This is a genomic window from Streptomyces sp. NPDC018833 (assembly GCF_044390825.1).
Taxonomy (GTDB): Bacteria; Actinomycetota; Actinomycetes; order Streptomycetales; family Streptomycetaceae; genus Streptomyces.
On sequence record NZ_JBIRZM010000011.1, the window covers coordinates 181,142 to 200,504 of the forward strand.

18 protein-coding genes are annotated in these 19,363 nt (G+C 71.0%); 12 read left to right on the top strand and 6 right to left on the bottom strand.

The annotated features are described in order from the left end of the window. Positions 1 to 12 precede the first annotated feature (12 nt). From ACH5AF_RS22515 to nudC, 3 genes are read left to right on the top strand one after another with little or no spacing between them, the layout of a single operon-like run. On the top strand, positions 13 to 3,696 hold the full coding sequence (locus tag ACH5AF_RS22515; RefSeq protein ID WP_398903561.1) for a UvrD-helicase domain-containing protein: 3,684 nt from the start codon (positions 13 to 15) through the stop codon (positions 3,694 to 3,696). 10 nt (positions 3,697 to 3,706) lie between these two features. Beyond that, a complete protein-coding gene (locus ACH5AF_RS22520; protein ID WP_398903563.1) occupies positions 3,707 to 5,104 on the top strand; it encodes a dipeptidase in 1,398 nt (465 codons plus the stop codon). A gap of 38 nt (positions 5,105 to 5,142) precedes the next feature. Continuing rightward, a complete protein-coding gene (gene nudC, locus ACH5AF_RS22525) occupies positions 5,143 to 6,126 on the top strand; it encodes an NAD(+) diphosphatase (protein ID WP_398903565.1) in 984 nt (327 codons plus the stop codon). A gap of 149 nt (positions 6,127 to 6,275) precedes the next feature. Here the strand turns inward: nudC and ACH5AF_RS22530 are convergent, their stop codons facing one another. The 4 genes from ACH5AF_RS22530 to ACH5AF_RS22545 all read right to left on the bottom strand — a co-directional run bounded on the left by ACH5AF_RS22530 (position 6,276) and on the right by ACH5AF_RS22545 (position 8,556). After that, positions 6,276 to 6,590 (bottom strand): hypothetical protein, encoded by a 315-nt coding sequence (locus tag ACH5AF_RS22530; protein WP_398903566.1) that lies wholly within the window; start codon positions 6,588 to 6,590, stop codon positions 6,276 to 6,278. Beyond that, positions 6,571 to 7,017, bottom strand: a complete 447-nt coding sequence (locus tag ACH5AF_RS22535; protein WP_398903568.1) for a MerR family transcriptional regulator — start codon at positions 7,015 to 7,017, stop codon at positions 6,571 to 6,573. Before ACH5AF_RS22535 ends, ACH5AF_RS22530 begins: the two co-directional genes overlap by 20 nt. Next, a complete protein-coding gene (locus tag ACH5AF_RS22540) occupies positions 7,014 to 7,352 on the bottom strand; it encodes a hypothetical protein (protein ID WP_398903570.1) in 339 nt (112 codons plus the stop codon). Before ACH5AF_RS22540 ends, ACH5AF_RS22535 begins: the two co-directional genes overlap by 4 nt. 946 nt (positions 7,353 to 8,298) lie before the next feature. Continuing rightward, entirely contained in the window at positions 8,299 to 8,556 is a 258-nt protein-coding gene (locus tag ACH5AF_RS22545; protein WP_398903572.1) for a mycoredoxin, read from the bottom strand. A gap of 158 nt (positions 8,557 to 8,714) precedes the next feature. Here ACH5AF_RS22545 and ACH5AF_RS22550 point away from each other — a divergent pair, with 158 nt between their 5' ends. The 5 genes from ACH5AF_RS22550 (at position 8,715) to ACH5AF_RS22570 (ending at position 12,551) form a co-directional block, all read left to right on the top strand. Continuing rightward, positions 8,715 to 10,889 carry an ATP-dependent DNA helicase UvrD2 gene (locus ACH5AF_RS22550; RefSeq protein ID WP_398903574.1) on the top strand — a complete coding sequence of 725 codons (2,175 nt, stop codon included), beginning with the start codon at positions 8,715 to 8,717 and terminating at the stop codon, positions 10,887 to 10,889. Positions 10,890 to 11,052: 163 nt separating this feature from the next. Next, on the top strand, positions 11,053 to 11,379 hold the full coding sequence (locus ACH5AF_RS22555; RefSeq protein ID WP_398903575.1) for a hypothetical protein: 327 nt from the start codon (positions 11,053 to 11,055) through the stop codon (positions 11,377 to 11,379). Positions 11,380 to 11,549: 170 nt separating this feature from the next. Beyond that, a complete protein-coding gene (locus tag ACH5AF_RS22560; protein ID WP_215178695.1) occupies positions 11,550 to 11,918 on the top strand; it encodes a WhiB family transcriptional regulator in 369 nt (122 codons plus the stop codon). Further along, the gene (locus ACH5AF_RS22565; RefSeq protein ID WP_398903577.1) at positions 11,915 to 12,238 is read left to right on the top strand and encodes a hypothetical protein; all 324 of its coding nucleotides are present in this window, start codon (positions 11,915 to 11,917) and stop codon (positions 12,236 to 12,238) included. The genes ACH5AF_RS22560 and ACH5AF_RS22565 overlap by 4 nt, the downstream gene beginning before the upstream one ends. A gap of 97 nt (positions 12,239 to 12,335) precedes the next feature. Then, positions 12,336 to 12,551: a hypothetical protein gene (locus tag ACH5AF_RS22570; RefSeq protein WP_398903579.1), complete on the top strand. Its 216-nt coding sequence runs from the start codon at positions 12,336 to 12,338 to the stop codon at positions 12,549 to 12,551. 81 nt (positions 12,552 to 12,632) lie between these two features. On the opposite strand, the gene ACH5AF_RS22575 is transcribed toward ACH5AF_RS22570, so the two are convergent. Both ACH5AF_RS22575 and ACH5AF_RS22580 read right to left on the bottom strand, forming a co-directional pair. After that, positions 12,633 to 14,036, bottom strand: a complete 1,404-nt coding sequence (locus tag ACH5AF_RS22575) for an ABC1 kinase family protein (protein WP_398903580.1) — start codon at positions 14,034 to 14,036, stop codon at positions 12,633 to 12,635. A gap of 64 nt (positions 14,037 to 14,100) precedes the next feature. Then, positions 14,101 to 15,246: a TOMM precursor leader peptide-binding protein gene (locus tag ACH5AF_RS22580; protein WP_398903582.1), complete on the bottom strand. Its 1,146-nt coding sequence runs from the start codon at positions 15,244 to 15,246 to the stop codon at positions 14,101 to 14,103. A 199-nt stretch (positions 15,247 to 15,445) separates the two neighbouring features. Between ACH5AF_RS22580 and ACH5AF_RS22585 the strand changes: the two genes are divergently transcribed. The 4 genes from ACH5AF_RS22585 to ACH5AF_RS22600 all read left to right on the top strand — a co-directional run bounded on the left by ACH5AF_RS22585 (position 15,446) and on the right by ACH5AF_RS22600 (position 19,351). Continuing rightward, positions 15,446 to 16,066 carry a M48 family metallopeptidase gene (locus ACH5AF_RS22585; protein ID WP_398903584.1) on the top strand — a complete coding sequence of 207 codons (621 nt, stop codon included), beginning with the start codon at positions 15,446 to 15,448 and terminating at the stop codon, positions 16,064 to 16,066. Positions 16,067 to 16,231: 165 nt separating this feature from the next. Then, positions 16,232 to 17,884, top strand: coding sequence for a TerD family protein (locus ACH5AF_RS22590; RefSeq protein WP_398903585.1), 1,653 nt, complete (start codon positions 16,232 to 16,234; stop codon positions 17,882 to 17,884). A gap of 13 nt (positions 17,885 to 17,897) precedes the next feature. Further along, on the top strand, positions 17,898 to 18,578 hold the full coding sequence (locus ACH5AF_RS22595; RefSeq protein WP_398903587.1) for an AIM24 family protein: 681 nt from the start codon (positions 17,898 to 17,900) through the stop codon (positions 18,576 to 18,578). Between the two features lie 17 nt (positions 18,579 to 18,595). After that, positions 18,596 to 19,351, top strand: coding sequence for an AIM24 family protein (locus tag ACH5AF_RS22600; RefSeq protein WP_398903589.1), 756 nt, complete (start codon positions 18,596 to 18,598; stop codon positions 19,349 to 19,351). The last annotated feature ends 12 nt before the right edge of the window (positions 19,352 to 19,363 follow it).

The following is a 19,363-nucleotide window of genomic DNA, read 5'->3' on the forward strand; positions in this document are numbered from 1 at the left end:
TAGCCTCTTGAGGTGACCGCACGCATCACCGACCCCGAGCAGCTCAAGGAGATCCTCGGTATCCCCTTCACCCCGGAGCAGACGGCCTGCATCACCGCGCCGCCGGCCCCGCAGGTCATCGTGGCCGGAGCAGGCTCCGGGAAGACGACGGTCATGGCGGCGCGGGTGGTGTGGCTGGTGGGTACCGGCCAGGTCGCCCCCGAGCAGGTCCTCGGTCTCACGTTCACCAACAAGGCGGCGGGCGAGCTCGCGGAGCGCGTCAGGACCGCGCTCGTACGGGCGGGCGTGACGGACCCGGACGTCATCGACCCGGACCACCCCCCGGGCGAGCCCCGCATCTCGACGTACCACGCCTTCGCCGGACAGCTGCTGACCGACCACGGCCTGCGCATAGGGCTGGAGCCGTCGGCGAGGCTCCTCGCGGACGCCACGCGCTACCAACTCGCCGCGCGGGTGCTGCGCGAGGCCCCGGGGCCGTATCCGGCGCTCACCCGGTCCTTTCCCTCGCTCGTCAGCGATGTTCTCGCGCTCGACGCGGAGCTCGCGGAGCATCTGGTGCTCCCCGAGCGGCTGGCGGCGTACGACTCCGAGCTGCTGCACACCCTGGAAACCGCGCGGCTGACCAATGCCGACCTTCGCAAGGTCCCCGAGGCCGCCGCGGCCCGCCGGGAGCTGCTCGACCTCACCGTCCGCTACCGAGCGGCCAAGCGGGAGCGCGATCTGCTCGACTTCGGCGACCAGATCGCGCTCTCCGCCGAACTGGCGCTCACCAGACCGGAGGTCGGCACCATCCTGCGGGACGAGTTCCGTGTCGTCCTGCTCGACGAGTACCAGGACACCTCGGTGGCGCAGCGGTTGCTGCTGTCCGGGCTTTTCGGGCAGGGCACGGGGCATGCCGTGACCGCGGTCGGCGATCCCTGCCAGGCGATCTACGGCTGGCGTGGGGCGTCCGTGGCGAATCTGGACGACTTCCCGCTGCACTTCCCGTTCTCCCCTGGCCTCCGGCATGGGGAACCCCACGGCAGCCCCGCCGCCCGGTTCTCCCTCAGCGAGAACCGCCGCAGCGGCGGCCGGCTGCTGCACCTGGCCAACGGCCTCGCGGCCCCGCTGCGCGCGATGCACGCGGGCGTGGAGGCGCTGCGCCCGGCGCCCGGTGCCGAGCGGGACGGCGTCGTCCGCTGCGCCCTGCTGCCCACACACGCCGAGGAGATCGCTTGGCTCGCCGACTCGATCGCCCATCTGGTGCGCACCGGCAAGGAGCCCGGCGAGATCGCGGTCCTGTGCCGTACGGCAGGGGACTTCCCCGAGATCCAGGCGGCGCTCGTCGCCCGTGACGTCCCCGTCGAGGTCGTCGGCCTGTCCGGCCTGCTGCACCTGCCGGAGGTCGCCGACCTGGTCGCCGTCTGCGAGGTCCTCCAGGACCCGGGCGCGAACGCCTCGCTCGTACGCCTCCTGACCGGGCCGCGGTGGCGGATCGGGCCGCGTGACCTGGCGCTGCTCGGCCGCCGGGCGCGGCTGCTGGTGCACCGGGGTGGAGCCGATGACGACCCCGACCAGCGGCTCGCCGCGGCCGTCGAGGGCACCGACCCGGCCGAGGTCGTCTCGCTCGCCGACGCACTGGACACCTTCCTGGAGCCGGGCGGTGCCGAGGACGACGGTCTGCCGTTCTCCGCCGACGCGAGGGTGCGCTTCGCCCGTCTCGCCGCGGAGCTGCGCGATCTGCGGCGATCACTGGCCGACCCGCTGATGGACATCCTGCACCGGGTGCTGACCGCCACCGGCCTCGACGTCGAGTTGTCCGCCTCACCGCACGCCCTCGCGGCCCGCCGCCGTGAGACACTCGCCAACTTCATGGACGTCGCGGCCGGATTCGCCGCGCTGGACGGGTCGGCGACGCTGCTGGCGTTCCTGGGCTTCCTGCGGACCGCCGCACAGTACGAGAAAGGCCTGGACAACGCCCTCCCAGGTGGCGAGAACACCGTCAAGGTGCTGACCGCGCACAAGTCCAAGGGCCTCGAATGGGACGTCGTCGCCGTGCCGGGCCTCGTCGCCAAGCACTTCCCGAACGACCAGGCGCGCGAGGCGTGGACCTCGCAGGCCAAAGTGCTTCCGCATGCGCTGCGGGGTGACGCGGAGACGCTCCCGGATGTGGAGTCGTGGGACGCGCGGGGCCTCAAGGCGTTCAAGGAGTCGATGAAGGAGCACCAGCACACGGAGGAGCTGCGCCTGGGATACGTGACCTTCACCCGGCCCCGCTCCCTTCTCCTGGGCTCGGCGCACTGGTGGGGTCCCAGCCAGAAGCGCCGCCGGGGTCCTTCGGCGTTCCTCCAGGCGCTGCACGACCACTGCGCGCAGGGCCACGGCGAGATCGAGGTGTGGGCGGAGGAGCCGGCGGAGGACGCGGAGAACCCCGTGCTGCGGACGGCGGGGACCGATCTCGCCTGGCCACTGCCCCTGGACCCGGCGTCCCTGTCCCGCCGCCGCGAGGCGGCGGAGAGGGTCCTCGCCCACCTGTCGTCCCTGACGACGACCCGGTCCCCGGACGCGACGGCCGGCTCCGGTGGCCCAGGTGGTCCGGACGCGGCTACCGATTCCGGTGGCCCGGCCGACCCTGATGTGCCGGGTGGTCCGGAAGCGGCGGATCTGGCTGCCGTGCCGGGCGGTCGCGAAACCGCAGGTGTGCCCGGCGGTCAGGACGTCGCCGACGCCCCTGACGACTGGGACTGGCCGCAGGCGCCCCCGTCGGACGGGTCGGACGAGTGGGACGAGGATGAGCCACCTCCCTTCGACCACGAGGATGTCCCGCCGCTCGTTTCCGAAGAGGAGCCGCCGCCGTTCGACGACGCGGACGTCACGCCGCTCGTCCCCCATCAGGCGGGCCCGCCCGTCGACCCCGAGCCACGGCGGACCGGCCTGCCGCCGGGCCCGGCGACCGGGCTCACCCCCGAGGACGCCCGCACGATCGCCTCATGGGACCGCGACCTCGACGCCCTCACCGGCGAGCTGCGCCGCACCCGTGCCGCGACCCGCGACGTCCTGCTGCCGCGGTCCCTGTCGGCCTCCCAGCTCCTGCGGCTCGCGGCGGACCCCGACGGCTTCGCCCACGACCTCGCCCGTCCCATGCCAAGGCCGCCGCAGCCCGCCGCCCGCCGCGGCACCCGGTTCCACGCCTGGGTGGAGTCGCGGTTCGAGGAGCTGCCGCTGCCCATGCTGGACCCGGACGATCTCCCCGGAGCCCCGGACGACCTTCCCGGAGCCGGGGGCACCCCCGGTGCCCGTGGTGCCGACGCGCACGCCATCACCGACGAGCAGGACCTCGCCGCCCTCAAGGACGCGTTCGACCGCACCGAGTACGCCCGCCGCACCCCCTACCGCGTCGAGGCGTCTTTCCAGATCACGCTCGCGGGCCGCGTCGTCCGGGGCCGTATCGACGCTGTGTACCGGACCGGGGAGCACACCTACGAGATCGTCGACTGGAAGACCGCGCGCGACGGCACCGCCGATCCCCTCCAGCTCGCCGTCTACCGCCTCGCGTGGGCCGAGCAGCGGGGCGTCCCGCTGGAGGCCGTCTCCGCCGCGTTCGTCTTCGTCCGCAGCGGAGAGGTCGTCAGGCCGGACGCCCTCCCCGGCCGCGAGGGGCTGGAGCGCATCCTGCTGGGTGGGACGGTCGACGAGTCGCGGTCGGCCGCCCGTTAGGCTCAGGAGCATGAGCGCCATCCCGGACAATGCTGTCCGTACGTACATCGAGCAGCATCGCACCGCCTTCGTCGACGACCTCGCCGAGTGGCTGCGCATCCCGTCCGTGTCGGCGCAGCCCGAGCACGAGGGCGACGTACGGCGCAGTGCCGAGTGGCTCGCGGCCAAGCTTGTGGAGACCGGCTTCCCCGTCACCGAGATCTGGCCGACGCCGGGCGCCCCCGCGGTGTTCGCCGAGTGGCCGTCGAGTGATCCGGACGCACCCACCGTGCTGATCTACGGCCACCACGACGTGCAGCCCGCCGCCCGCGAGGACGGCTGGCACACCGAGCCGTTCGAGCCGGTGATCGAGGACGGCCGCCTGTACGCGAGGGGTGCTGCCGACGACAAGGGCCAGGTGCTCTTCCACACCCTCGGCGTACGCGCACACCTCGCCGCCACCGGCCGCGCCGCCCCCGCCGTCAACCTCAAGCTGCTCGTCGAAGGCGAGGAGGAGTCGGGGTCGCCGCACTTCCGCGCCCTCGTCCAGCAGCACGCGGACCGCCTCGCGGCGGACGCCGTGATCGTCTCCGACACCGGCATGTGGTCCGAGACGATCCCGACGGTCTGCACCGGGATGCGCGGCCTCGCCGACTGCGAGATCACCCTGTACGGGCCCGACCAGGACATCCACTCCGGTTCGTTCGGCGGCGCCGTTCCCAACCCGGCCACGGTCGCCGCGCGTATCGTCGCCGCGCTGCACGACGAGGACGAACGGGTCACCGTTCCCGGGTTCTACGACGGCATCGCGCCGCTGAGCGACGCCGAGCGCGAGCTGTTCGCCGAGCTGCCCTTCGACGAGGAGACCTGGCTGCGCACCGCCAGGTCCCACGGCACGCTCGGAGAGGCCGGGTACACCACGCTGGAACGCATCTGGGCCCGCCCGACCGCCGAGGTCAACGGCATCGGCGGCGGCTACCAGGGCGTCGGCGGCAAGACGATCGTGCCGTCGTCGGCCATGGTGAAGCTGTCGTTCCGGCTGGTCGCCGGGCAGGAACCGGACAAGATCGAGCGGGCCGTGGCCGACTGGGTCGCCGACCGGGTCCCGGCGGGCATCCGCCACGAGATCGTCTTCGGGGCCGCCACCCGGCCGTGCCTGACGCCGCTGGACCACCCGGCCCTGCGGGCGCTCGTACGGGCCATGAGCCGCGCCTTCGACGGTGAGAGGATCCGCTTCACCCGCGAGGGAGGCTCCGGCCCCGCCGCCGATCTCCAGGACGTGCTCGACGCTCCCGTCCTGTTCCTCGGCATCTCCGTACCGTCCGACGGCTGGCACGCACCGGATGAGAAGGTCGAGCTCGACCTGCTCTTCAAAGGCGTGGCAGCGTCCGCCCACCTGTGGGGCGACCTGGCCGAAGCACTTCGCTGAACCGACACCGATCACCCCGGGGGAGTGGGAAGAACACCGTGAGCACCGACAGCTACGCCACCGCAGACCGCCCCATCGGCATGACCGCGCCCATCGGCCTCACCGCGCCCATCGGCCTCACCGCGCCGAGCGGCATCGACCGCGAGGCGCACAACCGCCTCGACGAGGCATGGCTCGCAGCGGCGTGGAGCCACCCCACCACCCGGGTCTTCGTCGTCTCCGGCGGCCAGGCACTCATCGACGACACCCCCGACGGCCGCACCGAGCTGGTGATGACCCCAGCCTTCGAGGCGCCCCTCACCGAGACCCACCGCTACTTCCTCGGCACGGACGAGGACGGTGTGCGCTACTTCGCCCTGCAGAAGGACTCGCTGCCCGGCCGTATGGACCAGTCGGCACGGCCCGCGGGACTGCGAGAGGCGGGTCTGCTGCTGGGGCCGCGGGACGCGGGACTGCTGGTCCACGCGGTCGCTCTGGAGAACTGGCAGCGCCTGCACCGCTTCTGCTCGCGCTGCGGCGAACGCACGGTCATCGCGGCGGCCGGGCACATCCGCCGCTGCCAGGCCTGCGGCGCGGAGCACTACCCGCGGACCGACCCGGCCGTGATCATGCTGGTCACGGACGAGGAGGACCGCGCGCTGCTCGGCCGCCAGGTGCACTGGCCCGAGGGCCGCTTCTCGACGCTCGCGGGCTTCGTGGAGCCGGGCGAGTCGATCGAGCAGTCGGTGCGGCGCGAGGTGCGCGAAGAGGTGGGCGTCACCGTCGGGGACGTGCAGTACGTCGCCAGCCAGCCCTGGCCGTTCCCCTCCAGCCTGATGCTCGGCTTCACGGCACGGGCGACATCGTCGGAGATCACCGTCGACGGCGAGGAGATCCACGAGGCCCGCTGGTTCTCCCGGGAGGACCTGCGGGCCGCGTTCGAGTCCGGGGAGATGCTGCCTCCCTTCGGAATCTCGATCGCGGCCCGCCTGATCGAGCTCTGGTACGGCAAGCCGCTGCCGAAGCCCGGTGATGTCATCTGACCTCCGCCCGGGCCGCGAGCGACCTTCGCTGCCGCCCGGAGGCCCTGCCGCCGGCGAGGGAGCCGGAGACCCTGCCGCGGGAGGCGTCCGCTGAAGCGGTGGGTCCTGCCGTCGACAAAGGTAATGAGCGACACTCCTGCCGGTGGACCCTACCGGCGGCCCGTGCCGCTGATCTTCAGCGGGTCGGCGGACGCCTTGCAGCCGCACCCGTCCTCACCCGCGGTCTTCGGTGCGCAGGAGCAGGAGCGGCGGCGCTGGCCGAGCCACCAGGTTCCGGCGGCGAGCACGGCCAGGACGACGGCGAGGACAGGCAGCCCGCCCACCACTGCTCCGGCTCCGGCACCGAGGACACCCGCCGTGATCAGAACCGGCAGCGCACAGCACGCCACACAGGCCAGGGCAGCCAAGGCGCCGAGCGCCTTCGGGGCGCGTTGGGGGCGGGGGTCAGCAGCAGGTGCCGGCATGGCGGTTCTCCTCGGCGAGGTCGGTGAAGGGGATGGGGCAACACGTGCTGGACGCGCAGACGGTCAGGTCGTCACATCCGGCATCGATGGCGGCGACCAGGGCGGTGCGGATGGTGGTGAGATCTGCGATCTTCGCGTCGACCTCGGCGAGCTTGGCTGCGGCCCGCTCCTGGAGCCCCGCTACCGGACGGCCGTGGCGGTGGCGGCCTGTCTCCAGCAGTTCGGCGACCTCGTCCAGCGTGAACCCGAGCCGTTGGGCAGCTTTGATCACCCGCAGCGCGGTGACAGCCTCCTCGCCATACAGGCGGTGACCGCCATGACTGCGTTGAGGCTCGGCGAGCAGGCCGCGCCGCTCGTAGTAGCGCAGCGTCTGAACGTTCACCCCGGCAGCCTCGGCGACCTGCCCGCTACGAAGGCCCGTGCTCACCGCTGCTCCCCTGCGGCAGCGGTCCGCGCGGCGAGGGCGTCGAGAACCGCGCCATGCGCCTGGTCGACTGAGATGTCCAGACGAACCAGGTCCTTGCCGGGTGTGGCCGTGCTGAAGGTGAAGAACGAGCAGCAGCCGCTCTCGCGCTCCACCAGGTCACGAACGCGTTCCTCGACGCCCGGCCCACCGGTCAGATCGAGGCGTAGATGGAGTGGCTGGGGCCGGGACAGGGAGGAGAGCTGTTCGGAGAACAGCGCATCCCACTCGGCGACCCGCAGGGGCCTCTCCTCGGTGGGCAGTGTGCAGGACTGCTGCACCCATGCCAGATCGTTCATCGCGCTCACTCCCGTCATCATGTCCCGCAGGCGGGGACACCTCCGACGGTAAACCTGTACCTGGGTACCGATTGCAACCCTGGAAAGGGCCCCTGTCGAGGGCCGTTCGCGTTCCCTACCGCGTAGCCGTCTCCACATTGGACACGCCGTTGACCAGCACGGGCAAGGCATCCCTTGGGCGCTGGCTACAACGGCGTGCCGGACGTATCCGGGCTCCGTCTCCACCTCGGCCGGCGTCACCCAACGCATGGGCAGCAGGGTGCCCACCTCCGAGGGGAGCTGGGTCAGCACTCGCGCCCGTTCCGTCCCGACGAATCCGCCGTCCAATCCGCCGTCCATGACCACGGTCACCGCGTCCGTCGCACTGGCGAACGTCCCGCCCGGCGAGTGGTCGAGGGCCAGCATCCGAGCGAGGCGCAGCGCCAAGCCGGTCTGCCGTTCCAGCACCCGCGCACCCACCATCAGGGATGGCTTCGCCCTCGGGCACCTCGGCACCCGGGAGGGACCATGCCCCGGTGGCCAAGTCCTTGACCACGAGGCCACGCGGCCGAGGTATTGGGGCGGGTTCTCCAGGCGCCATGCCTCCGACTGGAATTCCCGGAGCATCGCCCGTCACTCGTCACCATCCAAGAGCACGAACAGCCTCCCGAAGAACGCTCTCGGGAATCTCCTCGTGGCTCCGGTTGGGGCGCTGGACACGACCGTACGAGGGTCACATCCCGCCGTCCATGCACGAACGTGGTTATATGCACGAACATGGTTTTATGCACGAACGTGGGTATGCACGCTCGTGCATGAAGTACCCCGGCGAGGCGCCGCCCAGGACTGCGGCGGCCTGTCTTGACGGCGGGAGACTGGCAGTGCGCGGGTTCGCCGTCCGCTTCCCCTACACATACAGAGCGCCCCCTCCGGTGACCTTGGCCAGAGGGGGCGAAGCTGGGGAGCGTCAGACCGCGAGAGCCTGCTTCACCTGGGCGAGGCTCGGGTTCGTCATCACGACCTCGTCGCCACCAGCGGCGGGAACTACCCGAACAGTGGGCACGGTTTGGTTGCCCCCGTTGGCCTTCTCGACGAAGGCCGCCGACTCCGGGTCCAGCTCGATGTTGACCTCGGTGTACGTGATGCCCTCGCGGTCCATCTGGCTCTTCAGCCGGCGGCAGTATCCGCACCAGGTGGTGCTGTACATCGTCACAGTGCCCTGCATCGTCTCTTCTGCTCCTCAGCTCGCGGTGTGCGTGTTCGCCTCGGCCTAGAACGTATGCGACCCGCCGGGCGATTCCCGAGCCCGCATTTGTACGACCGATACCGGGCGCCTGTGGACAACCGCCGCACCCGTCTCCTGGGACCTGGCAGCATGGCAGCGTGACAGCAGCAACGCACTCCTCTCTCTTCCCGCAGGTCCCCGAGTCGGCCGACGCGGTGCTCAACGGGCTCGACCCTGAGCAGCGCGAGGTGGCGACCGCCCTGCATGGCCCGGTGTGCGTGCTGGCGGGCGCCGGCACGGGCAAGACGCGCGCGATCACCCACCGCATCGCGTACGGCGTCCGGGCGGGCATATTGCAGCCCGCCAGTGTGCTCGCGGTCACCTTCACCAACCGGGCCGCTGGTGAGATGCGAGGGCGGCTGCGTCAGCTCGGCGCCGGCGGCGTCCAGGCCCGCACCTTCCACTCCGCCGCCCTGCGCCAGCTGCAGTACTTCTGGCCGAAAGCCGTCGGCGGCGATCTGCCCCGGCTCCTGGAGCGCAAGATCCAGCTGGTCGCCGAGGCCGCCGCCCGCTGCCGCGTCCGCCTGGACCGGAACGAGCTGCGGGATGTGACCAGCGAGATCGAATGGGCGAAGGTCACCCAGACCGTGCCCGCCGACTACCCGGCCGCGGTCGCCAAGTCCCTGCGGGACGCCCCGCGCGATCCGGCGGAAATCAGCCAGATCTTTGCGATGTACGAGCAACTCAAGCGCGACCGCTCGGCGATCGACTTCGAGGACGTGCTGCTGCTCACCGTCGGCATCCTCCAGGACCGCCACGACATCGCCGACCACGTTCGCCGCCAGTACCAGCACTTCGTGGTCGACGAGTACCAGGACGTCAGCCCGCTCCAGCAGCGACTGCTGGACCTGTGGCTCGGCGGCCGGGACAGCCTGTGCGTGGTCGGCGACGCCAGCCAGACCATCTACTCCTTCACCGGCGCCACCCCCGACCACCTGCTGAACTTCCGCACCCGCCACCCCGGTGCCACCGTGGTCAAGCTCGTCCGCGACTACCGCTCCACACCCCAGGTCGTCCACCTGGCCAACGGACTGCTCGGCCAGGCCCGCGGCCGCGCCGCCGAGCACCGCCTCGAGTTGATCTCGCAGCGCGACCCCGGTCCCGAGCCCGCCTTCGTGGAGTACGGGGACGAGCCCGCCGAGGCCGAGGGCACCGCGCGCCGCATCCGCGACCTGATCGCCGCGGGCGTTCCGGCCGGCGAGATCGCCGTCCTCTACCGGATCAACGCCCAGTCCGAGGTCTACGAGCAGGCTCTGGCCGACGCGGGCGTCCCCTACCAGCTCCGCGGCGCCGAGCGCTTCTTCGAACGGCAGGAGGTCCGGGAGGCCGGGGTCGCCCTGCGCGGTGCCGCCCGGGCCGGGGCCAACGACTCGTTGCTCGACGACGCCGAGGACCTGCCCTCCCAGGTGCGGGCGGTGCTCTCCACCAAGGGGTGGACGACTGAGCCGCCCGCCGGATCGGGGGCCGTGCGCGACCGCTGGGAGTCCCTCGCCGCCCTGGTCCGCCTCGCCGAGGACTTCGCCCGCGCCAAGCCGGGTGCCACGCTCGGGGACCTGGTGGCCGAGCTCGACGAGCGCGCCGCCGCCCAGCACGCCCCCACGGTCCAGGGCGTCACCCTTGCCTCCCTGCACTCGGCCAAGGGCCTGGAGTGGGACGCGGTGTTCCTGGTCGGTCTCACCGAGGGCATGATGCCGATCACCTACGCCAAGACGGACGAACAGATCGAGGAGGAGCGCAGGCTGCTCTATGTCGGCGTCACGCGCGCTCGCCTGCATCTATGCCTCTCGTGGGCGCTGTCCCGTTCGCCCGGCGGCCGCGCCTCCCGCCGCCCGAGCCGCTTCCTCAACGGTCTGCGCCCCGGCTCGGCCGCTCCCGGTGCCCGCGCGACCGGCGGCGCGGGCGGCGTCGAGCGCGGCAGCGGCAGCCGGCGCAAGCGGCGCGGCCCGGTGCTGTGCCGGGTCTGCGGCAAGACCCTCACCGATGCCGGTGAGATGAAGCTGATGCGTTGTGAGGACTGCCCCTCGGACATGGACGAGGCCCTGTACGAGCGGCTGCGCGAGTGGCGCTCGGAGCAGGCCAAGGAGCTCGGCCAGCCCGCGTACTGCGTCTTCACCGACAAGACGTTGATGGCCATCGCGGAGGCATTGCCGGGCAGCGAGGGCGAGTTGGCCGGCATCTCCGGCGTCGGCGGCCGCAAGCTGGAGCGTTTCGGAGCCGATGTGCTGGCCATCTGCGCAGGTGAGCAGCCGGTGGACGCCGAGGACGACGACTGATGCAAACTCGTCGAAAAAATAGTTTGCGCGCGCCCGGGCAAGCCCCATAGGTTCTTAACCACGAGAACAGCGGCTTCTCTGAAGCCCTGTCCTCGTGCTGTACTTATCCGAATACCGCGACCGGCTCGCCCGGTCCCCGAGACGCCGAGAGGAGGCGATTCCAGTGATCAGCATCAAGACCAGCTTCGTCAGCACCGCCAAAATGACCGATCGCTCGGTCGTCTCCGCCTGCTCGCTCGGCTTCTCCTCGGCGTTCAGCGGCACCGGAATGTCCGGCAACTTTGCCGTGCTTCCTGCGTCCGGCCTGGGCGGCCTCCCCGTCCTGGAGCGCAATGAGCGACCGACCAAGGCACTGGAAGCAGGAGTAGCAGCGGCAGAGGCTCAGGCCTATGCCCTCGCGGCGGCCAGTGCCGAGACCCGGCAGCAGACGACGCATCACCACTCGAAGTGGGCCTTCCGTGGGCTCGAACCCTGGAGTGATCCAGCCTGATGCACCATCAGGCCGGCGCCTTCAGGGCCGCGGAACCCCACCAGGGATCCGCGGCCCTTCTGTTTTCCCCAGCGGGATGACAGAGCGAAGGGGCCTCGGGACCAGAAGCACCCGGTACCAGCAGCCAAACCGGCCGACCGGCCGGCACGACAGACGAGGAACAACACACCGTGCAACTCGAAGCGCACGCCCCGTCCGTACCGCCTTCCCAGCCGATCTCCCCGCCCGCCCTTCCCGAGGACTCCACCTTGACTCCCCTCACCGCGCTGACCGCGCTCGACGACGCCATCGAGAACCTCGGCGTACCCGTCCCCTGCCGCTCCTACGACCCGGAGGTCTTCTTCGCCGAGTCGCCGGCGGACGTCGAGTACGCCAAGTCCCTCTGCCGTACCTGCCCGCTGGTGGAGGCATGCCTCGCCGGCGCCAAGGAGCGGCGTGAGCCGTGGGGCGTCTGGGGCGGAGAGCTCTTCGTCCAGGGTGTCGTCGTCGCCCGGAAGCGGCCTCGTGGTCGCCCGCGCAAGAACCCGGTCGCTGCATGAGCACCGCCGGAACCATCGATCGACCCGTCACGCACGAACCCCATAAGCAGGCCCCGATGACCTCTTCCGCCAGCGAGCCGTCAGGCTCCGCCACTCCAGCAGTCACCACCATCGGCGCGACCGCCTCGCGTCAGAACAGGACCCGCGAAATGCAACTCATCCCAGAAGCCCTGGCTCGTGCGCATATGAATGAGCGCCGGCGCGAAGCCGATGCGGAACGCCAGGCCGTGCGCCTGGTCGCCGCCCGGCGGATGCAGCGCCGTGCCGAGCGCGTCTCGATGCGCGCCCGTCGTGCACTGGCCATGGCCGTCATGCAGTGACAGCACACGCAGTCCCCGCGGGGGCCGGTCCGAACGGACCGGCCCCCGCGGTGCGTTGCTCACGCGGACGTGCTCCGGGCGGCGGTATCGTCGCCAGGTGGACCAGGACAAGACGCCGCCGCCCGAACCGCAGGGCGCGCCGGCACAGGGCGCCGGGATCACCGTGTGCTCCGTCTGCGGTGCGACCGCCGAGGGGACACCGGTCACCTGGACATGTTCCGTGGAGAACGGTGTCCGCCGGTACCTGTGCGAGGCCTGTGCTCGTGCCAACATCAGGGCGATCGAGGGCAAGCTCGACACGGACTGGTGGTGACACCACCCGGCACGCCGGCCCGCCCCCGTCGCAGCGACAGGCGCGAGCCGGCGATCCGCGTGCGCGCGCCACGCGCGCCGGTCAGGCCTGCGCCTCCACCACCGCCTCTTCGGCCGACTCCCCCCGCTCCTCGAGTGCGCGGCCCCGAAGGTCCTCCTCCTCGGCGAGGAATCCGGGCAGCCAGGCCTCCAATTCCTCCCGGAGCCGCACGGACGCGTTCAGCTGGCACAGCACACCGATGGTGCTCAACGTCACACGGTGTATGAGCAGATACGACGGCGGCAGATTGAGCTGCTTGCCCAACTGGTGTGCCGGGGAGCGGACGTCGGCGAGCCGGGCGGCCTGTGCGCGCATCCAGCCGCGGGTGAACGTGAACTCCGCCACCTCCGCGGGCTCGATGATCGGCAGTAGATAGTCGAGCACCTGCTCGGGGTCGAGCTCGACGGTCTCCTTGACGAAGCCCTCCTCGCACAACATCCGGTAAACGGCTTCGGCATCTCCCGACAGCGTCATCCGCAGGCATGCCCCGATGGTCCGCGGCAGCCCTCCCGACAGGCGGTCCACCGTGCCGAAGTCCAGGACGCCCAGCCGCAGGGACTCACCGTCCTCACCCGGCAGGAGCCGGAAGTTGCCCGGGTGCGGGTCGGCGTGCAGCAGTCCTGTACGAGCGGGTCCGGAGAAGAGGAACCGGGCCAGCAACTCGCCCGCGCGGTCGCGTTGCTCCGGGGTGCCGTCCGCGATCACGTCCGCCAGCGGTATGCCGTCGATCCACTCCGTCACCAGCACCTGGTCGCACTGGTGGACCACGTCCGGCACGACCACATCGGGATCACCGGCGAACTCGGCCGCGTGCTCACGCTGGGCCTGCGCCTCCAGCTCGTAGTCCAACTCCTCCGAGATCCGGTCGCGCAGTTCGGCGATCAGCGGCTTGATGTCCATCCCTGGGATGAGGGGGCCGACGAGCTTGGCGAAACGGCTCAGCTGGGTCAGGTCCGACAGGAGCGCGTCCCCCGCACCCGGGTACTGCACCTTGACCGCGACCTCGCGCCCGTCGTGCCACACCGCCCGGTGCACCTGGCCGATAGAGGCGGCGGCAGAGGGCTTGTCCTCGAAACTGAGGAACAGCTCGCGCCACTCTTCTCCGAGACGCTCCGCGAGCACGGTGTGGACGGTGCGCGTCGGCATGGGCGGCGCGGCGTCCTGCAGCTTGGTGAGCGCTGCCCGGTACGGGCCGGCGATCTCCTCGGGCAGGGCCGATTCGAAGACGGACATCGCCTGTCCGAGCTTCATCGCGCCGCCTTTCAGCTCGCCGAGCACCTTGAACAGCTGCTCAGCCGTGCGCTGTTGCAGTTCACGGGCGACGATCTCCGCGGACCTGCCGCCGATCCGCTTGCCCAGCCCCCAGGTGGCACGGCCCGCGAAGCCAAGCGGCAACGCGGCCAATTTTGCGGTACGGGTGACCGCCTTCCGGGGAAGATCAGACATACGCCCCTCCAAATCCCAGCCGGCGTGCCGCATCTGCCTTACGGCATTGCTCCGTTGACGGCGGTTACCCAGCCATTGTCTCGTGTGTCGGACCGAACCCCGAGGTGTGCCTTGTCTCAGTCCTGCCCGCCGCGCCGCACGGGCACTCGGCATGGGCACTGATCCGCTCGGAGCGCCACCGCACGGACGGCAGCGACACCTCCCAGCGGGCATCCGCACTTGCCGGCAGGTCACCGTCGAGGAAGGACACCGCGTGACACGCGGTGAGCCCCGCGACGGTCGTGGCCAGCGCCGCGTCACAGGCGGAGGGCACCGCTGCGCGCCGTCCCGAGCGCCACTGCGCGAGCAGTATCGACCGGGCCGGGTCGCGCTCTGTCCGGCCCCGCTCCAGGCATCCGGCGCACGCCGTGCTCCCCGGCACCACCAGCGGTCCCACCACGCCGGTAGCCTCCACAACTCCCGCGTAGAGATGGGGGATCCCGGCCGCGATCCAGTCCTCGGCCGGCAGCGGGTCAGGTGCGTAGGCGCCGAGTCCGTCACGCGGGGCCACCACCACGAGAGCGAGTGCCGGCTCGCCGCCGCCCGGCTCCGCCACCTCCGCCCGGCGCGGGGGGCGGTCCGGTGCCGAGCGGCGGACCAGACGCCGGGCCGCCGCGTCCCTGCGCTGTCCGATTTCCTCGGGCGTCAGTCCGCCTGGTGTGACATCGCCCGGTTCCGTGAAGCCTCCGTCCAGCACCTCGACCCGCCCCACCCCCGCCGAGGACAGCGTCGCCGCGACGAGGGCGCCGACCCTGCCCGCGCCCCGCACTTGAACCCGTATGGCCCGCCGGGCCGCCAGCCGCCGCATCGCGCCGCCCGGCTCGGGATGGACCACGGACAGGGACGCCAGATCCGGACGCAGCCGGTCAAGGGCGCCCGGCCTCCTCCGCAGGGAGTCCGCGGCCGGTCCGCCGGCCGACGGGTCGTCCAGGAGCCCGGCGGACGCCAGCCGCCCGACCAGCGCGTCGGCCCGCCCGTCCGGCAGCCCCATCGTGCGTGCCTCGGCCCGCAGGAGGTCCAGCCCCCTGGTGCCGTCCAGCAGCTCGATGAGCGAGCCTGTCGCGGTGTCCACCGGCCCCACCGTCACCGCGTGCGCGGATGTCACCCCGACCTGCACGGACTGGCGGTCACGCCATGCCCGCCGCAGGGCAGGCTTCATCATCGGATGCATATCCGTCCCCGTTCCCCCGTTGAATTGTGCTCTTCGGTCTCGAACCGTTGCCAGAATGCCGGTGCGCGCCGTGGCGTGTGAAAAGTTGTCCACAGGCGTGGGGTATTAGTCGTTCAAATCGTGCAGCCACGGAGTGGATCAGGCGTGAACCGTCCCCGGGGGCGGGACTTCCCGTACTGGCAGCGGGTAACGTCGGGGCGTGCCCGTCGACCCCTCCCCCCGGCTCACCGGGGAGAACTCCGCGCGCGGCGCGGGAACCACGCGAAACGCGAATCGCCACCCGCACCGCGGTCCCGCCACGAGCGCGGTCGAGGTCCGCAGGAGCGCCCGGCGCAACAGGACGGTCTCGGCCTACCGCGAGGGCGACCGCACGATCGTTCTGATCCCCGCCCGGATGTCCGAGGCCGAGGAGCGCCGGTGGGTCGGCGTGATGCTGGACAAGCTCGCGGCGCAGGAGAGCAAGCGGGTTCTCGGCGACAGCGAACTGGCCGAGCGGGCCGAGCGGTTGTCGGAGCAGTACTTCGACGGCCGGGCGAAGCCGGTATCCGTGCGATGGGTGACGAACCAGAACACCCGCTGGGGCTCGTGCACTCCGGCGGAGGGCAGCATCCGTCTCTCGCACCGGCTCCAGGGCATGCCCGAGTACGTCGTCGACTATGTGCTCGTCCATGAGCTCGCGCACCTGCTCGTGCCCGGCCACGGGCCGCGTTTCTGGCGGCTGCTGGAGGCGTATCCCCGTACCGAGCGGGCCCGCGGCTACCTCGAAGGCGTCGTCGCGGCCGGCCGGCTGCCGCATCTGCCCACCGCGCGCGAGGAGTGAGGAACGCGAGCGGCGATCCGCCGCCGTGACGGTCGTGAGCGGCCGGACGGCGAGCGGGTGTCGACGGTCCTGTACCGAATGTGTACCGGCTTGGCTCGATGTCGCCGCCAGCGGTTAGCCTGACGCGACGCATTCGTATTTCGGGATGGGGGACGGTCGTAACGCATGGCCAGGGAATTCCAACGGGGCCACAAGGCCAAGATCAGTGATCTGACGCCGGGAACGGATCTGTACGTAGGTGTGCAGATCGCTGCTCCTGGACTGACCTTCGACATCAGCTGCTTCGGTCTCGACGCGAACGAGCAGCTCTCCGACGACCGGTACTTCATCTTCTTCAACCAGCCGAAATCGCCCGAGGAGTCCATTCAGCTGCTCGGTACGCAGGCCGGGGACACCGAGTCGTTCCGCGTCACTCTCGACCGCATTCCGGCGAACATCCACAAGCTCTCCTTCACCGCCACGATCGACGGCGCGGGGCAGATGTCGCAGATCGGCCCCGGCCACATCCGCATCGTCGCCGGTGGCGAAGAGGTCGTCAGGTACGCCTTCAGCGGCTCGGAGTTCAGCACCGAACGTGCGGTGATGCTGGGGGACTTCTACCTCAAGGACGTATGGCGCTTCGCCGCCGTCGGCCAGGGGTTCGACGGCGGGCTCGAAGCGCTGCTGAAGAACTTCGGCGGAGAGGTCGCCGAGGAGGAGCCCGCTCCCCAGCAGCCTCAGGCGGTCGCGCCCTCCTTCGCACCGCCCCCGGCTGCTGCCGCGCCCGCTCAGCCCCCGGCCTTCGGAGCACCCCAAGCGCCGCAGGCACCCCAGGCTCCGCAAGCGCCGCAGCCCGCCCCCGCGCCCACGTTCGGCGCTCCTGCGGCCCCGGCTCCCGCCGCCCAGGCCCCCGTGCCGGGCCCGCAGATGCACGCCGCACCGACCATGGCCGCCCCCATGGCGCCTGGCCCCGGCACCGTGCCGCCGCCGGCGCCGTCCTCGTACGGCCAGCCGCAACCGCCGCAGTACGGCCAGGTCGCAGGGCAGCTGCCCGGCCAGGCTCCGCCGCCCGCAATGCCGTCTCCGTACGGACAGCCGGCCCCCGGCCCGTACGGGCAGCAGCCCGGCATACCCCTAGGCGCTCCGCAGGGAGTGCCCCAGGGAGCGCCGCAGACGGGGGCCGGCCTCCAGGCCGCCCTTCAGCCCTACCGCGAGACGCCCACCGGCCAGCGCTGGACCCCGCAGAACCAGCAGATGATGCGGGTCGACCTCACCATGGGTGGCACGCCCGTGCTCGCCCGCCAGGGCAGCATGGTCATGTACCAGGGCAAGGTCGACTTCAGCTACAAGGGCGCCGGTTTCGCCGGCCGCATCGTCGGCAACGCCACGGGCCAGGAAATGCAGTTGATGCGCTGCGGCGGCCGTGGCCAGGTCTTCCTCGCGGAGAACGGCGCACACCTGCACTCCATCGAGCTGCAGGGCGACGGCATCTGTGTCTCCGCCGAAAACGTGCTCGCCTTCGATGAGTCGCTCCAGCACGAGGTCCGGCGCATCGAGGGCCACGGCATCCCCGGCGGCGCGCTGTTCACGATGATGTTCCAGGGCACCGGCACCGTCGTCGTGAAGACGCAGGGGGTCCCGGTCGTTCTGCCGGTCACGCCCACCACCTTCGCCGACAGCAACGCGGTCGTCGCCTGGTCGGCGGCCTCGCAGGTGATCCTCTCCAGTCAGGTCCGCCTGCGGCGCAACGCCTACCCGGGACACAGCGGTGAAACCGTGAACCTCCAGTTCCGGGGCGCCCCCGGCAACTTCATCGTCGTCCAGCCGTACGAGGTCTGAGGGAGCCCGAATCATGAACCAGCAACTCGCGGGCTTCGCCCCGACCCCCGTAGCGGCCCGGATGGAGAACCACGGCCGCACCATGCTCAAGGTCGCCATGGCCACCGGCCAGGACCTGTACGCACGCACCGGCTCGATGGTCGCCTACGAAGGCTTCGTCCAGTACGAGCCCAATCCGCCCGCCGTCCGTCAGATCGCCTCCCAGTGGGTGACAGGCGAGGGCGCGCCGATCATGAAGTGCTCCGGCGACGGCCTGCTCTACCTCGCCGACTACGGCGCCGACGTCGTCGTGATCAACCTCAACAACGACTCGCTCTCGGTCAACGGCACCAACCTCCTGGCATTCGACGCCCACCTCCAGTGGGGTGTCGAGAAGGTCAAGGGCCTTGCCAAGTTCGCCGGCCAAGGCCTTTGGAACGTGGAGGTCGCGGGCACCGGCTGGGTAGCCCTGACCTCCCGCGGCACGCCCATCGTCGTCGACTGCGGCCGTGGAGAGGACGAGACGTACGTCGACCCGGACGCCCTCGTGGCCTGGTCCCCGAACCTCAAGGTGAAGGGCAAGCGCAGCTTCAAGGCCTCGTCCCTGATCGGGCGGGGCAGCGGAGAGGCGTACCAGATGGCCTTCTCGGGCCAGGGCATCGTCGTCGTACAGCCGAGCGAGGACAGCACCGACCGCCTGCGGATCCGGGGCTGAGGGGGAGCGAGAACACCATGCAGAGTCCGCTTTTCGGCTACGCCGAGCAGCAGTCCCAGGACCGGTACGTCGTGCAGAACCCGCAGCTGCTGCGGGTCAGCCTGACCGGGCACGACGACGTGCTCGCCCGCAAGGGCGCGATGGTCGCCTACCAGGGGCTGGTCGACTTCGACGGCGAGTACCAGACGAGCAGCCAGCGCAGGGCCCGTGCCAAGACCGGTGAGGGCCTGGATCTGATGCGCTGCTCGGGCCAGGGCACCGTCTACCTCGCCAACCTCGCCCAGTACGTCCACGTCGTCGACGTGGACCAGGAGGGCATGACCGTCGACAGCGCGTATGTGCTGGCGCTCGACTCCACGCTGCACACCGAGGTCATCGCGGTGGACAGCCAGTACGGCATCTCCGGATCCGGCAAGTACCAGCTCAACATCTCCGGCCGGGGCAAGGTCGCGCTGATGACCTCCGGCCAGCCGCTGATGATGCAGGTGACGCCCGAGAAGTACGTCAGCGTGGACGCAGATGCCATCGTGGCCTGGTCCTCCGCGCTGCGCGTGCAGATGCAGGCACAGACGCACTCGTCCAACGTGCGCCGCCGCCGCAGCAACACCGGAGAGGGCTGGGAGCTGAGCTTCCTCGGGCAGGGCTTCGCGCTCGTCCAGCCCAGCGAGGTCATGCCCCCGCAGAACGCGGACCTCGGGCAGGGCCTGCGCGCCCAGTACGGCGTGGGACAGCAAGGCTCCCACGCACAGAACCAGAACAACGCCTGGAACTGACGGGACACGGGT

Coding starts and splice junctions, on each gene's coding strand:
- ACH5AF_RS22520 (WP_398903563.1), top strand. CDS start 3,707: ATGAGCGCCATCCCGGACAATGCTGTCCGTACGTACATCGAGCAGCAT.
- ACH5AF_RS22530 (WP_398903566.1), bottom strand. CDS start 6,590: ATGCCGGCACCTGCTGCTGACCCCCGCCCCCAACGCGCCCCGAAGGCG.
- ACH5AF_RS22540 (WP_398903570.1), bottom strand. CDS start 7,352: ATGAACGATCTGGCATGGGTGCAGCAGTCCTGCACACTGCCCACCGAG.
- ACH5AF_RS22545 (WP_398903572.1), bottom strand. CDS start 8,556: ATGCAGGGCACTGTGACGATGTACAGCACCACCTGGTGCGGATACTGC.
- ACH5AF_RS22565 (WP_398903577.1), top strand. CDS start 11,915: ATGAGCACCGCCGGAACCATCGATCGACCCGTCACGCACGAACCCCAT.
- ACH5AF_RS22575 (WP_398903580.1), bottom strand. CDS start 14,036: ATGTCTGATCTTCCCCGGAAGGCGGTCACCCGTACCGCAAAATTGGCC.
- ACH5AF_RS22580 (WP_398903582.1), bottom strand. CDS start 15,246: ATGCATCCGATGATGAAGCCTGCCCTGCGGCGGGCATGGCGTGACCGC.
- ACH5AF_RS22590 (WP_398903585.1), top strand. CDS start 16,232: ATGGCCAGGGAATTCCAACGGGGCCACAAGGCCAAGATCAGTGATCTG.
- ACH5AF_RS22595 (WP_398903587.1), top strand. CDS start 17,898: ATGAACCAGCAACTCGCGGGCTTCGCCCCGACCCCCGTAGCGGCCCGG.
- ACH5AF_RS22600 (WP_398903589.1), top strand. CDS start 18,596: ATGCAGAGTCCGCTTTTCGGCTACGCCGAGCAGCAGTCCCAGGACCGG.